Raw genomic sequence first — 15560 nt, 5'->3', positions numbered from 1 at the left:
TCCTTCGCTTTGAGATACTCAGCTTCAGTAAATTCGGAATACTTTTCACTTCCGCTGTTTCTGTTGTATTCAAAATATTTTGTTTTCATCGTAATTCCTCCGTTTTGATTTTCTTGTTTGAATCAAAACGAAGGCTTACGGATATTTGGCAATGCTGCACTGCCATGCCTTAAAAATGGGCATAAAAAAACTCCCATTCCGCTTTTAAAGCAGAATAGGAGTTCAAAAAAAGAGGCAGAAATCCTGACATAGCTTTAAAAGCTACCTGTCAGGCTTCTACCTCATTCGTAATTTCTTACTAAGACTGCATACGCATATACAGCCCAAATCCCATATTCACAGATGGGTGGATGATGCTCTGTACGAGTAATTTGATATACTTATTTTATTTATATTTCTCACTTTCAATTCTCTGCGGTCAGACCTATCAGTTTACCGCATTTGTGACACTTCGTGAGATAATCACCTTGTTCGGCTGTTGTGGCTACGATCCTGTTTTTGCACCATGTGTTTTGCTTATCCGCAAGTTTTCCTCCGCACAACGGACATCTCAGCGGCGGCATGGATGGCCTTTTTCCGACTTGACGGATCTGTGAATCAACTAACATTCTTCTGTCCTTTCTGTTCGCTTTTTAGAGAACATTATGAGTAAAAATATAACCGAAATTCGGTTATATCATATTGTGTGAAGCAAGGCAGATCTTCATTGCTTGCCCGGACACCTGAAACAGCTCTGCCATTTTTAAAATTTTAGCGTTAACGTTTGATCCGTGCATTGAAAAAAACGCCTTTTTTATCTGCATTTTCGGCATAAGTATCGAAGCAGCAAGAGCGTCTGCCTGCCATTCGGTTTTAGAATTGCTTTCTGTCGTTGTCTTGGCGGCGGATTCCTGCGAATTATCAAAAATCTTATGGTGCAGTATCCAATGTGAAAGCTCATGGGCAAGAGTGTACCTGTATCTGCCCATATTTTCTTCTTCAAGCAAAGCTTCGTCGATGAGAATCGTTCCGGGCTGAACCTCGATAATAGTGTACTGCTCATTTTCTTTGTCATACACAGGGACAAAGCAGTTTTCAAATACAGTCTGACCGAGGACGTTTCCCGATTTTCTCAGTTTTACATATTCTATCGTCAGTTTGTATTCAACCTCGATGATTTCCTCTATGGGTATGGATCGGGGAGCACCGTAAAGATACATGCCGTTTCGGTAATTTTTCAAAAGTCCGTTTGCAATGCAGTCAAGAGCGCTTTGTCTGTAGAACATTTCGTTCATGGTTTTCCCTCCCTGCTTTTTCTAAGCTTATCAATAAAATCCTGCCATTCTTCGTCCGTAGCGTCCAGATCCTTTGCAGTTCTGAGAGCGGAAACGATCACATGGTTGTCTTTCAGAAAAGCATTCAGATCTTTCGGTATCGGATTTTTTGCCGTCTGCTCCAGAGCGGCAAGGTCGTAAAACCTTTCGGATTCCTCTTTATTCAGCGCCAGCTTACTCACCATTTTTTGCATGACTTCCATACTCGGAGCCGCTTTTCTGCCTTTTTCCAGATCGCACAGATATACGGGAGATATGTCAACCAGCTTCGCAAAGCCCCTCAGCGTTATTTCCTTATCAAGACGTTTTTGTTTCAGGTATTCGCCAAAAGTCATAAATCTTCAATCCTTTCAATCTTTGTTCTCTTTTCTGCGAACGTCTTGTATCTATTATATCGAACGTAAATTCGATTGTCAATAGCAAAAAAATGAGGTGCACAATTATGAATGCACCTCAATGATAGTTTCTCCCATTTGCACAAACTGATCTATTGCATTTTGTGGAGATTGTATACATATTTCTCCCTGATACTGGAACACCCACGCATAGAATGTTGGACTCAGCTCTACTTTTACCTTTACGCAGAAAAATTGACGATCGGTTCCGATTGTATCAATATTGTCTCCAAACTTATCTATAATGGCTTTCATGTGCTTATTTTTACATTTCAGTATCACGTCTGAAGACTCACCGCAGAACATTTTAAAGGTATGTGCAATAAAGTCCTTCAGCACAAAATCTTTCGGACACGGTTTGGAAGGATGGTCTGTCAGAGATATATTCGCTAATCTGTCTATCCTGAAAACCGTTATATCTCTGTGTTTTTCACAATACCCCACAAGGTAATACCTGTCGTCGTTCCACACGGCGGCATAGGGACTGACCGTATATGTATAACCGTTATGCTTGAGAATTTTTTCTCTTTTTTCATTATATTCGTAATACTGAAAACGGATCTTACGTCGCTGCGTGATCGCAGTGTTGATGATATCGGCATAATATATGCTTTTACTGTCCGCCTTATTTTCGCTCGGCTGCTGAATGAGATTTCTTATTTCTTCCTTTTGATAGTCGCTCAAAGGAGAAAACAGCTTGTCTATCAGCTGGAAGGATTTTTCTTCCGAAATAAACTGAGCTGCGTTTACTGCGTCGCACAGCATTTTTATCTCCGAAAGCTCCATGCCCCTGCTGCCCATAAAATATTTATTCTGCGTACTTTTATCGCAGATAATATCGTAACCTGCGTTTCTGAGCTTTTCTATATCAGAGGGGATCGTGTTTCGATGAGCATATACGCCCTGCTCCGACAGTTTTTCAATAAGCTGATTTGTAGTCAGCTTATGATTTTCATCTGTTTCTTTTATCAATATTTGCAGCAATGCCAGAAGCTTATTCATATGTCACCTTGAGATTTTATAATTTTGATTCTTATCTGTTATGCTCTTTATTTTTCCCTTGCAATCGTATTCAATTTTTTGGTTTATCGCCAACAAGGAGATTGCCAGCATTGATAAAACCCCTGCCTTGTACGGATGATTATCCGTTTTTACAATTTTCTCACCACATCACTGCCCATAAACAAGAGGAACGCCTGATGCTAATGATGGATCAATATTATCAAGAATAGAATCAAATACTGTATTCTTGATATATTCTTTTAATGATTCCTTGATTTTAACATCGTTAGTACCAAGATAAAATCTGATAATTGCAAGTTTTACAATATCCAAAAAATCATTATAAGACATTCTATAAGTATCACCCTCAAAAGTTTCAAATTGATAATACTCTTTATTATCATTTGATTTTTCAAAAAAACACCAGCAAAGCTCGGCTGTCCAGTTTTCTTTCTTATTAACACATTCAATAAACTTTTTAAAGTGACACGCAGCTAACGTATTAATAAGTAATTCAACACATTCATTTGCCTCATTATTTACAAGTAAATTCATAAAAAGCTCCTTCTATTTAAACCGATGGATACATGGTAATAAGCTTATTATCTCTAATATAAAAATTCCATGCTTTTCCAGAATTATCAAGTGCAGTAACAGGTCCTCCACTTACAGATTCAGGAACATTAGCATACGTGTCCAAGCCGCGATCAATAAAATCATCAGTGCTGATTACATTTGAATCATATATCGTCTTAGTGGCTTTTCCCGTTTTTGTATTTGCTGTATATTCAACATAAGTTACACCGTCTATACCACTTACATTTTGGATATTATCTGTTAGATCACCACCAGCAATATCAAGTTCACTTAAAAAGTGACTTTCTTCATGGCAGCCATTTATCGTACCGTTTGGCTTTGCTCCAGTATTGTCAGCTGTACCTTCAAGGTGTTCCTTAAGGGATTGCTTATTTTCAGGTGTGCAATTCTTGTTATGCACCCAAACCGCACAATCACCAACAAAATAAGTATGATAATCTTCAACCTGAAAATTATAAACAGTGGCAGGCTCGTCAAATTCTTCAACCCGATGTTTCTCAACAAACAAGTCCTCGCCATTTACGCTTATAAGTTTATCGCCAACGAGAAGACTTCCTGCATTGATAAAACCCCTGCCTTGTACATAAAACGGGTGATTTTCGGTTGTGATAATTTATTTACCGTTAATTGTCAGATGTACAATCTTGTATACTTGTCGGGCATATAGTGCAAGATTCGCTGATTATTAAATGTACCAATATTCAAATCTTAATTCCACTTTATCTCTTCAAGTTGAGCAATAACATTATTAACATAATCTTTTTCGAGGATTATTTCAGTTACTTTTGAATTACATAAAACATCTCTTTTCTCTTCAAAATCATACTCTGCTTTTGTACCAAGTATTCTAATTTTCCTTTCTTTTCCTACAGCAAAAACAAGATAATTATCATCAACTAATTCATTTGTAGAAAGCAAATATCTAAAATCATTATCCCTGTTTTCTTCATCACTTTTCTCATCATCAAACTCTGGATATACAAGATCATACAAAATCAAAATTGCATCTTTTGAATCCATGTCAAATATTTTTTCATCAACTGGAATTCCAGATAAAGCTACTTTGACATCTCTAACACCTACAGGTATTACTGCATTTTCAATTTCATCAGGAAATAATTTTCCATCAATACATAGTGCAAAAAAACCATTATTATCTGTTAAAGATGGATTCCATTTTTTTACTCTATCAAATAAAACTGCAAATTTATAAGGATCGCCAATTAACATATTATCTTCCTTTCCATTTAACACCATACTCTTTTGTAAATGTTTTTTTAATATCTTTGGGTATCTTTGTTATATTCAAAGAATTTTTTCCTTGATTTTCTGAACCACACCAGTGCCATTCTGTTTCCTCTGCATTTGAGAAAAATCTGTGAATCGTATCTGTTTCTTTTTCATATGCATATCTATGACCAGTTTTTTCAGTTGAAGCAATCGAATCCTCAAATAATTCAAATGAATTTCTTGGCTCAATACCAGCATCTGAACAATTACCATCTTGACCAGGCGTATGTTTTGAATTTGATTTATATGTTAAAGGTTCGCCATCTGCTGTTTTGTGTTTTTCCGATTTTCTTGGTTCAGGAACAGGACAAGCTTTGTTATTATTATGCACCCAAACCGCAGATTCACCAACAAAATAAGTATGATAATCCTCAACCTGAAAATTATAAACGTCAACAGGCTCGTCAAGTTCTTCAACCCGATGTTTCTCAACAAACAAATCTTCGCCATTTACACTGATGAGCTTATCACCAACGAGCAGATTTCCTGCATTGATAAAACCCCTGCCTTGTACATAAAACGGGTGATTATCTGTAGTTACAATTTCTTCACCATTTATTATAAGGTGAACAAGCTTTTCTACCTGACGGACATACGTTTCAAGAACTGTTTTCTCCGCAATCTAAAGTGTCCGGATTAGCTGCCATGATCTTGTTATAGGAAACAATTCACTTCATCTATTCATCCAAATAAAGAAGATTCAAGAATTCTGAAAATGATGATGCAATTTTGTCCATTAACAGAGTTCCTGTTTCTGCATCCTCATATTCATGGTTACAGAAATATATATTCCCATAAGTTTCGGCATTTAATGAAATACACACATAATTTCCGGCTGGATCTTCAGCAATAGCTAAATAATCTTTAGTTAATGCTTTATCATTCCATAATGTAAAACAAATATTTTTCAAGTTATATATCTCATAATTTTCTTCTTCATATATGATGTAAAACATTTGTATCAAGCTTCGTGATTCTTTGTTATTAACACTATTATGATAGTTAAACATCAGATCATCTTCAGGCATTCCTCCGTTATGTGCAAGCATAAATTCTTTATAATCAACTGGTAATTTAACTTTTAACTCATTTTCAAACATTTGAAGTTTTTCTTCATTAAGTTTTAAACCACTATTTATCAACATCATTTTTATTCTACTCTTTCTTATAAACTATTTCTTGCTATAGATGCTCCACCAGTATGTGGAAAATTACTATGTACATCCGTGCTAACAAGTAACATATGCTCTCCATCTTCTATATGATGCCATGTGTAGCCTATTGGAGCCTTTGAGCCATTTCTTCCTATAGCCTCATTTGCTGCACACTGATATGCATCAGCACAGTTCTCATCAAGCTTAATTGTCTCTTTTGCCAGGCTGAACGCCTGTTGTAGTTGACCGTTCATAAATGCGGCTTGAGAATCAGAAATAAAACTTTTAAGCTGATCTTTTCCATATTCCATTACAAACCCACCTTTCCTCATTAGTCAATATAATAATTAGGACTTATAATAATCTACATCGTGAATAATGACTTGTTCAACGATGTCATCTGGGCAGTAAATTCTTAAACCTAATTTTTTACTTGTATAACCCTCGCCGTCATCATCTAAAAGTAAATCATCAGTTGCTTTCTTCAATTCTTCAAGTGTTATATTAACAGATGGATTAAGGATGATTTTTACGTTGTTATACAGCAAACATATTTTTTCATCTGTCATATCTGGAAATAATTCAATTGCCTCAAACTCTAAATTCTCGCTTAAAAGAATATGAAAAAATCCATAATCATATGAATGCTTGTTTTTTTGGGGATACCCATACATAGACTGTGAAATAGGTGTTCCGAACACTTTAATTGCAGAGTCATTAGACGCATTGAAGCAAAGTGTTCCAATCTCCGTGTAAGGGACAAATATCAAATCCATCTTATTTTCCTCTCTTCCATTCGTTATACTTGCTTATCAAATCATTTAAATTCGTTTGTGCTTCATCAATGGAACTATCATATTTTCCAGGGAACTGACTTGTGATGTCTTCAACATCCATATCAAATGCTTCCTGAAATTTTCCTTGCTTAAGCAATGCTTTTTGATCAGCGCGATACTGATCAGAACCAGCTTTACGTCCAAAACTTGCAGTGTTTTTATGATCCGCCTGACTCATTGAAATAGCCGGACCGTTAGGCTTGCCATTATAGGAGTCCATGAACTCAGAAAAATCATCTGGATACGCATCACAGACTGATAAGCATCTGCACAGTTCTCATCAAGTTTAATTGCTTCATTGGCAAGGTAGTACGCTTCATGATATTGTCCATTTATAAAAGCAACTTTGGAATTTGAGATTAATTCATAAATGTTGTTATTTTGGATTACAGGCATATTATCACCCTCTCTCATGTTTAGCAACCTATTTAACCTTTTTTAAAATAGCTACAAGATCTCGAATATCGCTATCAAACTTTTCGTCTGGAATAGGAAAGTTACCTGCTTCTCTAAATCTTACAGCGAATTGTAGTTTAGAAAATCTCCATACTTCCGCTAAGGATTTTGGTCGATTTTTTAACTCTTCTGCTATGTTTAGATCCATTTTTCTTTCATATGAATCAACCAAATTTTTATATAATTCTGGATGACGATACTTGTTTACTTTATCCATTAATATGTGAGATTCTTTATGCATTCCTCTTTCCCGAAGAACTCTAGATTTTAGACACATTGTCATGTCAGGGATAAACCATAAATTATAATTCCCAGAAAATTCGACATCCTTAACTAAATCACACACCTCAATCATTTCATCATAAAAACCATAGATATACAACCACGTTGCAAGTGAAGAAATATTTCGTAAATCATTTTCGGATTTAAAACTACATTTTTTTAATATTTTATTGCAAAGGCTTTTCACTTTCTTCTTTTCAACAGTATTACTAATTCTTTCAATTAATTCTTCCACCAAAAGCATCTCCTAGTTTATCAAAAATCACATTTAATCATTTAGATTATGCGTAACTCTCATTATTTCCCAGTGAACTTCCATGTCGCACACCTCTAAATTCTCTACAGAATCTGCTCCATTTAGAAATAATGGAATCTTGTAACTTGCGCATTCACTATTCAACAATTGATATCCTTCTGTAGATTCGAACCATTCTTTAAAGAAATCTAAAGCAAAGCAATCGTTCGTATATTCTATTACAACATAATCAAAGAATTTCTCAATGCCGGCATCTGTATCATACACCTTGCCTGTACCAGGTTCAAAAAATATTACAGTATTGGTATCATCACTTAAAGCAAAAACACGTCCTAACCAGTCATAACAAACAACTTCAATTTTTCCTAAGTAATCAATATAATATTCCGTGACTATCTTTTCCCATTTATTCTTTTGTTCTTCATTAAAAAATCTAAATAGCCCGTCGAAAAAACTTAATCCCGAGACACTTGAAAGAAATGTCACTACAGAAGTGATTTCTTTACCTACAGGCAATTTAACAAAATTAAAAAAATTATCAAACATATATTGCTCCCTTTATGGTGTTATTTTATCTACCATCTTAAAATTCCTAAGAACTGTTCCTTCAGCTAAATCTCCAGTACCGTTTTTGAATTGTCTTCCAAGGCTTCTATTTACGCTTCGATCAAGACCTTGCTTATTTGCATCGACATCCATACCGTCAAATTGGATGTCCTGAATGTGATCAATGTCTTGACTTTTTGGAATATTATTTCTTTCTCTGAATTGCTTATTGGAACTAGAGCTTGTTTTTCTTTGTGAATCTATTTGATCTTTACTTGCTATTTTAGTATCCGCTTCACTAAGCTGTTGACACTTCTTATCAGCAGCTCGCTTTTGATCATCAGTCCAACCATCCTTATATTCAGCTTCAACGTCATATGAACCGTCTGGATTCTGTGTTGTTTTACATTTATTATGTACCCAAACCGCACACTCACCAACAAAGTAAGTATGATAATCCTCAACCTGAAAATTATATACGGAAACAGATTCAGCAGTTTCTTCAATGAAGAATTTCACAATTACTAAGTCTTCACCATTCACACTGATAAGCTTATCACCAACAAGAAGATTTCCTGCTTCGATAAATCCTCTGCTTTGAACATATAAGTGTTGAGTATAGGCTGAATGCTTCCTGCAACTCGCCATTTAAAAAGGCTATTTGTGAGTTGGATATGAGTTCTGTTAGCTGTTCATTATTTTGCATTGATTAACCTCTCTTATATAAAACATTTTATCGGTGAAATACCAATTGTTTAATCTTAATAACAACCTACACGTTCTCCACATTATATGTTACTTTTATCACTCATCTGGATACAATTTTTCAATAAACACTTTGAAAGAATCCGTTATTTTACTTTTCATCAAATAGCCTGTATCAGAATCCTCGAATTCATGATTAAGAAAATATACTGCACCGTAATCATTTGAAGATAATGATATGCAAATTACATTTCCAGTGGGATCATCTGCGATTGGTATCATATCAACCGGAATTGTTTTCTCTCTTCTCATTACATTATAAATGAACTTAATATTATTCTTTTCGCATTCTACATTTGGAAAAAAAGAAAAGAACCTTCTTATTACTGATGTGTTTTCTTGTTCAGAAACTTCATCATAAAAATCGTAAAGCATATCTGGTTCAGGTGTTCCACCATTAGCATTAACAATAAACTCTACATAATCTTCAGGTAACTTTACACCTAAATAATTTCCAAATTCTAAAACATCCTCATATAAAACAGGTTCAGCAGAATTTAATAATCTCATTTCTCATTGCTCCTTTAATTATTTTTTACAATTGAAGCACCACCAGTATGAGGAAAACCTCCCAAGGTAGCATCATGGACACTCGAATCCACCAACAACATATGTTTACCATCCTCTAAATGATGCCACGTGTATCCGTCTGGTGGATTTGCGCCACTTAGACCAATTTTCTCATTTGCTGCTTTAAAGTCCTTATAATTATTACCAGTCATATTAATCTCCACAGGATCTGGATAATCCGGATGTGAAAATGGTGAAAAATCAGGATATCCTTCTTTACTATAAGTTACTTGAACATTTTTTCCATTTATATTCTTAGTATAGGTAATTGAACCATCAAGGTTTTCACCTTTTTCTACAACATCTGATTTTGGTGATCGTGGTTTACAATTCTTGTTATGCACCCAAACCGCACAATCACCAACAAAATAAGTATGATAATCTTCAACCTGAAAATTATAAACAGTGGCAGGCTCGTCAAATTCTTCAACCCGATGTTTCTCAACAAACAAGTCCTCGCCATTTACGCTTATAAGTTTATCGCCAACGAGAAGACTTCCTGCATTGATAAAACCCCTGCCTTGTACATAAAACGGGTGATTATCAGTTGTTACAATTTCTTCACCATTAATTGTGAGGTGAACAAGCTTTTCTACCTGACGGACATACGTTTCAAGAACCGTTTTCGGTGCGGTTTCAAGCGTATTCGTATTTGCATACAACTTTTATATTACACATTAATTTAATTTAAATTGTTTCATTTCAAAAATTAATCTATTATCATAGTCTGTTGGGTTATCACTAAATGCCTCTTCTGCCAAATCTATCAATTCGGATGAAATATGTATCTCATTTTCCAGTAGATTTTCAAGAAAATTTTCAAGTGCCACTCGTTTTTCTCCATACATAGCTAATTCCGCTGCATCTAAAAGAAATTCTTTAACTGTATCAACATTTTTGAATTCACTCGATATTTTTTTCATAAATTTATCATATGCTTCTTTTTTCATCACTAATTCTCCTAACACTTTATCGATTAATAGGAAATCCCGTAACTATTCCTTCACCGCCAGGTTCAACAATAACTCTAACATCTAATCCATGATTTCTACCTTCAACAATAAACCTAACTGGTCGTCCATTTCTTGTGGTTAATGGAGCATTTGCATCAGGACCTCCTATTGTAACAGGAGCGTTACGTCCTCCACCAGGTCCTGTTGATTGTCTCCATGTTGAATTTGGACTATTGGCTACATCTTCAACGGCTTTTATAGCGTAATCGTCTGTCCAAGTGTCAGGAAAAGCACTATTGCCAAATCCCCTATTGGGGCCATGCCCAGGATCATTAGGCCCTTCACCCTCTAATATATGATCTCTTCTTGAAGTACTCACTTTACATTCCGAATTATGCACCCAAACCGCAGACTCACCAACAAAATAAGTATGATAATCTTCAACCTGAAAATTATAAACAGTGGCAGGCTCGTGAAGTTCTTCAACCCGATGTTTCTCAACAAACAAATCTTCGCCATTTACGCTGATAAGTTTATCACCAACAAGCAGATTTCCTGCATTGATAAAGCCCCTGCCTTGAACGTAGAACGGGTGATTATCAGTTGTTACAATTTCTTCACCATTAATTGTGAGATGAACAAGCTTGTCTACTTTGCGCACATAAGTCTCAAGAACAGTCTTCGGTGCGGTTTCAAGCGTGTCGAGATTCGTTGAAATAACAACATCTCCAGCTTTAAGCCTCTCAATCGCAACAAGTCCTGTAGCTGTAAGAACCATAGTTCCAGCAATAAAACAAGCCATATTCTGTGATGCTGCACCACTGAAGGATGAAAGCATACTCACGCCCATCTGGAAACCATTATAAATATCACTCTGATGCAGCTTATTGTTCAATGCCGTTAATGGGTTATCGGGATCTATCATTCCCAGTCCCATCGACAGCATATCAAATCCGTCCATGCCATTAGAGATCGTTCCGCTGACTTTTGCTGTTGCTTGGATTGCGTTTCCAAATTTCGAACCGCAGGTTTAAAATACCAACGATAAGTAATTGAATATACTATTTCAATTTCTTGATATACTCATCTATTCCTAAAACAAGTACCTCCTGCAACATTTCCAAATAACTCTTGTTATAACCACTTTTTGCAATCATAATATCAAAGACCTGTCTTAACTTTCCATCAATCATAACCGTTACACCGGTTACTTTCTCTCCAGTAGTTGTATTTTCAAATTCTTCCGCCACTATACGCATTTTATTATCCATTACACACACTCCATTTAATGCTATTTTATAATCTTTACATTAGTAGCAGCTTCCTCTATCCATTCAGACCACGGTGCTGGCAATTCATAACTTCGTCCAGGTGTAGATGTATCAGTTAACTTTGGCGCTGTTCCACCTTGAACTCTTCTATATACTACGACTGAATATAACCACAGTAATCATAATAATTTCTTTGTTCTATATTATACAACTGAGAAGCTTCTTCCGGTGTCATAGCGTTTCACTCCTCTTATCATAATTAAGTCAAACAAGAAAAACATTTATTTCACATAATAAGATGCCTTTTTGACTATATTTACACTTTTTTATTATACTTCGCCTTGAAATATTTGTCAAGTAAATTTTAGAATTCATTAATAATTTACATTTTGTCAACTATATTATCATATTTGACTGATTATACGACTTTTATTTAAAATTAACTAATCATTAAGTTCAAACGCCATGCAAGAGCAGAGTAAAATATTCTTAAAAACTGTCCACTGTGTTTGTCAAGCAAAAAGTGCATAAAATGGGCTCGAAAAAGTGCATAGCCCGGTCAGCACAAGATTAACGTGTGGGGGCTCGGTTTGCGCATAGAAGGAGCGCCCCTGTTGTGTATTTTTGGAGCCCTTTTTCTGCATTTCTATTTTACCATAAACAATTGTGAACTCCGTTTTCCAGCATATTAAAGTCTTTTTTAATATCAAATACATATTTGCAACCACCTGTTACAGTATATTCTATAAATGTTTGGCAGTAATTATGATTGCTCATAACTCTGAGACTGCTCGTCCTTAATTCCAAACGACTGTTTCTTTTGCCTTATCATTCTCCTCAGTCTGCTGTCGACTGTATGTCTGACCGACTTATACTTCTGTGTATAGTCATCTTCAATACACTTGCAGAGATTAGCGAACAGAGCGAAGATCGTATTTGCAAGTATAGTGTTTTCAAACTGTGCCATATTGTTAAGCATATTCTGAACGTACTCATTACCATCATTTGCGGACTTTGTGAGCCACTCCACAGCCTTTTCCTTATCTTTTTCAAGTTCCTCTGCACCGAAAAGATAAAGCCTGCCGAGCTGATAAGTTGACCACATATTTTCAGTGGATTTTTCAAAATATTCGATGGCTTTAGGAATATCAATCTCAGTTCCAAGACCGTTTTTATACATAGCGCCCAATTTGTAATATAAGTTATCATCAGCCTGATCCTTGCTTTCGAGTTCAAGAAATCCTGACAATGCCGCTTTGTAATATCTCTGTGCGGTTTCTTTATTTTCAGCAACATATTCGCCCTTGCTGTACATCTGAGCGACAGCATAAGAAGCATAAGGCTGACCCTGTTCAGATGATTTGCGATACCACCAAAACGCCTGAGACAAGTCTTTTTCCACACCGTTGCCGTAGTAATATAAATTGGCGAGACTGTATTGTGCGAATTTGTTGCCTTCATGAGCTGATTTCAAGAACCATTCAAATGATTGAGCGTAATCCTGTTCTGTTCCCAACCCATAGCAATGCATTTTGCCTATGCGATACCAAACGTAAGAACGCATATTCACGGGTTTCATAATCTGCCCATCAAATTTCGGCTCATAAGGAAACATAAAATCAGAATCCGGCTCGATCTCCATAAAACCCTGAAATGCTTCTTCGTAGAATGAAAAAGACTTTTTTTCATCTTTTTCGCCGAGTTTATCAGTAGAATAGAGTTTGCCCAGATCTTGAATAGCAAGAACATTGCCTGACCTTGATTCGTTAAGCAAAAGCTGCTCCGCTTTCTGAAAATCTTCAAGCTTTGATTGCTTGTTGTAAATAATCTTACAAGCTTCTTTGTATGCTGTACTCCATTTGAGGTAGTATTTGCTTTGAGGTTCGTCATCAATATCAACTGTTACCGCACTTTCATTACTACAAGTGAACTCTTCGGCTGTCAGCTCCTCGTTATCTGAAAATATCACATTATCATTTTCTAACTGTTTCGACTCGTCTATCTGCGGAGGAATATCTGTTATGTCATCATCAGTTTTTTCTGTCAGTTCCGGTTCTTCAATCTCAATATCAACAACAGGACTATTCATATCCAGTACAGTTCTGATTATCATATTTTTAACAGACTTAAACTCCTTGTTGTCCGCAAGCTTTGGAAACTGAAGCTTTGCCGACGAATAAACGTCGTGCTTCTGCTGCTCCATTTCACACCAAAGAGAATACATTTTCTGAATTGATTCGTTTTCCGAAAGCCTTATAAAAATCTCATCAACAGTTTTCTTCACATCCGCTTTCAAGTATCCGTATACCTTTTTGCCTTTAGAAGAATTAAGCTGTTCATGCAGTTTTGCAACAAGATCAATTAGTTCTGCGTTATCAACATCATTCTGTGAAATGTTATCCGCAAGCTTCTGCATTAATTGTTCTGATTCCTTTTTCATCAGATTGCGCAAATCGGTCTGCTGTGCATAAAGATTGTGAAGTTCATCTGCATAAATATCGTTTGCAAAACCACTGCGGATTTTTTCAATACCATGATTAGTGAGAAATCCCTCGCGCTCGTTGTCGGAGTACACAATAATATGCACATGAGGATTTGTTTTCTTATCGTGAAAAGCAGCGTACCATTTCAGATTAGCCATATCAATTTTCTGATTCTTCGCAATGTTGGGAATCTGCCGCTTGACAAGCTCACGCCACGCTTTTAAATTATCATACCCCATTGCCTGAGCGTTATCTCTGCGGAGCGAAACGACATGAGTCCAAACGTTACCGCCATGGTTTGCAATCTCTTTTGCAACCTTTTCAAGATTAATAGGTTCGTCCGATTGTGAAAACAAACCGTGCGAACCAAACTTGACTGCTCCGGGACGGTTTGCAAGATAGCCTACATAATTTTCACGGCTTGTAAGCCTGTCCATGTTTCGGTCAAGTATTTCCGATATTAGCGCCGAACCGTTTTTGACAGTGGGATCCTTTTGGTAATCTTCGTACTCAAATAACTCTTTGCTGTCGGGGAAGTCGTTCAGCAGAGATGAAATAAGCTACTGCTGATTTTTCGTAGCAGGAGCTGTTTCATTTGCATTCGGTATCGGAACTGAACCCTCACGGGTTGCAATGTATTTTACATAGTGATAGAGCTGTTTTTTCTTCCCAGAGCCGCTTTTCAGATAGCGGCTTGTTACTATTAGTTTGGGCATGGCAGGACTCCTTTCAATTTTTTAATCAAGATCAATCCTTCTGATACTCCACAGCGTCCTCATAATCAATAATACCGTTGATCTTGCGAACCTCATTAACGCACATCGCATGAAGACTTTTCAGCGTTTCATCATCCACATCATTAATTGCTGCCGTCATATGCGACAGCTTACCAAGCTCAACTGCGACCTTGAAAAGCAAACGAGCCAGCCGCTGTTCCGTACCCTTAATTGTAGCTTTGACCGTTTCCGTAATCATCGGTGAAATGTAATTCACGCTTTTTTCCTCATCAAGATAACCGATGTAGAACTTGATCGCTTTTTCAATAAACTCGCTCTGCGACTTGCAGTTATCGTTTTTGTAATGAACCGCCACATCTTTCAGCGTTTCGGGATATGCCCATAACGCAAATTTCACTTTATTCTGAAAACTCACTTTCACCACCTCCAACTCCTATAAAAATGCCGTATTTTCGTGCCTTTCTGTCGATACAACGCCGAAATTTTAAAAAGGCTGAATTTACAACCCCTTTGCCCGAAGCTGTACAAACCTCGCAAAATGCGGTCGGCTTTGCCGTCCGCTGTAACTGTTTCGGGGTTTCAACCCCGAAACTTTAACTTGCAATATAATATTTAAGCCAATCCTATTGGCTTTGCCCTCATAAACCCACCCGA

General features: G+C 36.5%; 24 protein-coding genes. All 24 read right to left on the bottom strand.

From position 1 onward, the window contains the following. Positions 1-404: 404 nt before the first annotated feature. On the bottom strand, positions 405-608 hold the full coding sequence (locus LI114_RS11995; RefSeq protein ID WP_117864172.1) for a Mut7-C RNAse domain-containing protein: 204 nt from the start codon (positions 606-608) through the stop codon (positions 405-407). A 63-nt stretch (positions 609-671) separates the two neighbouring features. Next, positions 672-1274 (bottom strand): ImmA/IrrE family metallo-endopeptidase, encoded by a 603-nt coding sequence (locus tag LI114_RS11990; RefSeq protein WP_118160799.1) that lies wholly within the window; start codon positions 1272-1274, stop codon positions 672-674. Next, positions 1271-1648, bottom strand: a complete 378-nt coding sequence (locus LI114_RS11985) for a helix-turn-helix domain-containing protein (RefSeq protein ID WP_227220869.1) — start codon at positions 1646-1648, stop codon at positions 1271-1273. Before LI114_RS11985 ends, LI114_RS11990 begins: the two co-directional genes overlap by 4 nt. Positions 1649-1753: 105 nt before the next feature. Continuing rightward, positions 1754-2710 carry a helix-turn-helix transcriptional regulator gene (locus LI114_RS11980; RefSeq protein ID WP_227220868.1) on the bottom strand — a complete coding sequence of 319 codons (957 nt, stop codon included), beginning with the start codon at positions 2708-2710 and terminating at the stop codon, positions 1754-1756. Positions 2711-2878: 168 nt separating this feature from the next. Then, a complete protein-coding gene (locus LI114_RS11975; RefSeq protein ID WP_117864180.1) occupies positions 2879-3265 on the bottom strand; it encodes a hypothetical protein in 387 nt (128 codons plus the stop codon). Positions 3266-3281: 16 nt separating this feature from the next. Further along, positions 3282-3917 (bottom strand): polymorphic toxin-type HINT domain-containing protein, encoded by a 636-nt coding sequence (locus LI114_RS11970; RefSeq protein ID WP_227220873.1) that lies wholly within the window; start codon positions 3915-3917, stop codon positions 3282-3284. Between the two features lie 98 nt (positions 3918-4015). Beyond that, complete coding sequence (locus LI114_RS11965) at positions 4016-4537, bottom strand: immunity 42 family protein (RefSeq protein WP_181981613.1); 522 nt, start codon at positions 4535-4537, stop codon at positions 4016-4018. 1 nt (position 4538) lies between these two features. Next, positions 4539-5219: a polymorphic toxin-type HINT domain-containing protein gene (locus LI114_RS11960; protein ID WP_227220872.1), complete on the bottom strand. Its 681-nt coding sequence runs from the start codon at positions 5217-5219 to the stop codon at positions 4539-4541. 55 nt (positions 5220-5274) lie between these two features. Continuing rightward, positions 5275-5745, bottom strand: coding sequence for an SMI1/KNR4 family protein (locus tag LI114_RS11955; protein ID WP_117897735.1), 471 nt, complete (start codon positions 5743-5745; stop codon positions 5275-5277). A 17-nt stretch (positions 5746-5762) separates the two neighbouring features. Then, complete coding sequence (locus tag LI114_RS11950; RefSeq protein ID WP_181981608.1) at positions 5763-6062, bottom strand: HNH endonuclease; 300 nt, start codon at positions 6060-6062, stop codon at positions 5763-5765. A 36-nt stretch (positions 6063-6098) separates the two neighbouring features. Then, on the bottom strand, positions 6099-6527 hold the full coding sequence (locus LI114_RS11945) for a hypothetical protein (RefSeq protein ID WP_117897738.1): 429 nt from the start codon (positions 6525-6527) through the stop codon (positions 6099-6101). A gap of 1 nt (position 6528) precedes the next feature. Next, a complete protein-coding gene (locus LI114_RS11940; RefSeq protein WP_117897740.1) occupies positions 6529-6765 on the bottom strand; it encodes a hypothetical protein in 237 nt (78 codons plus the stop codon). Further along, complete coding sequence (locus LI114_RS11935) at positions 6762-6983, bottom strand: hypothetical protein (protein ID WP_117897742.1); 222 nt, start codon at positions 6981-6983, stop codon at positions 6762-6764. Before LI114_RS11935 ends, LI114_RS11940 begins: the two co-directional genes overlap by 4 nt. Positions 6984-7011: 28 nt before the next feature. Further along, the gene (locus tag LI114_RS11930; RefSeq protein WP_117897744.1) at positions 7012-7560 is read right to left on the bottom strand and encodes a DUF6707 family protein; all 549 of its coding nucleotides are present in this window, start codon (positions 7558-7560) and stop codon (positions 7012-7014) included. Between the two features lie 33 nt (positions 7561-7593). Further along, positions 7594-8127, bottom strand: coding sequence for a hypothetical protein (locus LI114_RS11925; RefSeq protein ID WP_117897746.1), 534 nt, complete (start codon positions 8125-8127; stop codon positions 7594-7596). A gap of 12 nt (positions 8128-8139) precedes the next feature. Beyond that, a complete protein-coding gene (locus LI114_RS11920; protein WP_117897748.1) occupies positions 8140-8775 on the bottom strand; it encodes a polymorphic toxin-type HINT domain-containing protein in 636 nt (211 codons plus the stop codon). A gap of 156 nt (positions 8776-8931) precedes the next feature. Further along, the gene (locus LI114_RS11915; RefSeq protein WP_117864208.1) at positions 8932-9402 is read right to left on the bottom strand and encodes an SMI1/KNR4 family protein; all 471 of its coding nucleotides are present in this window, start codon (positions 9400-9402) and stop codon (positions 8932-8934) included. Between the two features lie 14 nt (positions 9403-9416). Beyond that, positions 9417-10124 carry a polymorphic toxin-type HINT domain-containing protein gene (locus LI114_RS11910; protein WP_227220866.1) on the bottom strand — a complete coding sequence of 236 codons (708 nt, stop codon included), beginning with the start codon at positions 10122-10124 and terminating at the stop codon, positions 9417-9419. 15 nt (positions 10125-10139) lie between these two features. Next, positions 10140-10412 carry a hypothetical protein gene (locus LI114_RS11905; protein WP_117864200.1) on the bottom strand — a complete coding sequence of 91 codons (273 nt, stop codon included), beginning with the start codon at positions 10410-10412 and terminating at the stop codon, positions 10140-10142. Positions 10413-10431: 19 nt separating this feature from the next. After that, a complete protein-coding gene (locus LI114_RS11900; protein ID WP_227220865.1) occupies positions 10432-11376 on the bottom strand; it encodes a polymorphic toxin-type HINT domain-containing protein in 945 nt (314 codons plus the stop codon). Positions 11377-11476: 100 nt separating this feature from the next. After that, positions 11477-11686: a hypothetical protein gene (locus LI114_RS11895; RefSeq protein ID WP_117864217.1), complete on the bottom strand. Its 210-nt coding sequence runs from the start codon at positions 11684-11686 to the stop codon at positions 11477-11479. A gap of 763 nt (positions 11687-12449) precedes the next feature. Beyond that, the gene (mobP3, locus tag LI114_RS11890; protein ID WP_227220870.1) at positions 12450-14714 is read right to left on the bottom strand and encodes a MobP3 family relaxase; all 2265 of its coding nucleotides are present in this window, start codon (positions 14712-14714) and stop codon (positions 12450-12452) included. A 15-nt stretch (positions 14715-14729) separates the two neighbouring features. Then, positions 14730-14885, bottom strand: coding sequence for a hypothetical protein (locus LI114_RS11885; RefSeq protein WP_227220864.1), 156 nt, complete (start codon positions 14883-14885; stop codon positions 14730-14732). A 31-nt stretch (positions 14886-14916) separates the two neighbouring features. Next, a complete protein-coding gene (locus LI114_RS11880; protein ID WP_117864232.1) occupies positions 14917-15321 on the bottom strand; it encodes a hypothetical protein in 405 nt (134 codons plus the stop codon). Positions 15322-15560 lie beyond the last annotated feature (239 nt).

This window comes from Ruminococcus sp. 210702-SL.1.03, from assembly GCF_020559915.1.
Lineage (GTDB): Bacteria > Bacillota > Clostridia > Oscillospirales > Ruminococcaceae > YE71.
The sequence above is the reverse complement of the archived record's forward strand: the minus strand, read 5'-3'. Positions and strand labels throughout refer to the sequence as shown.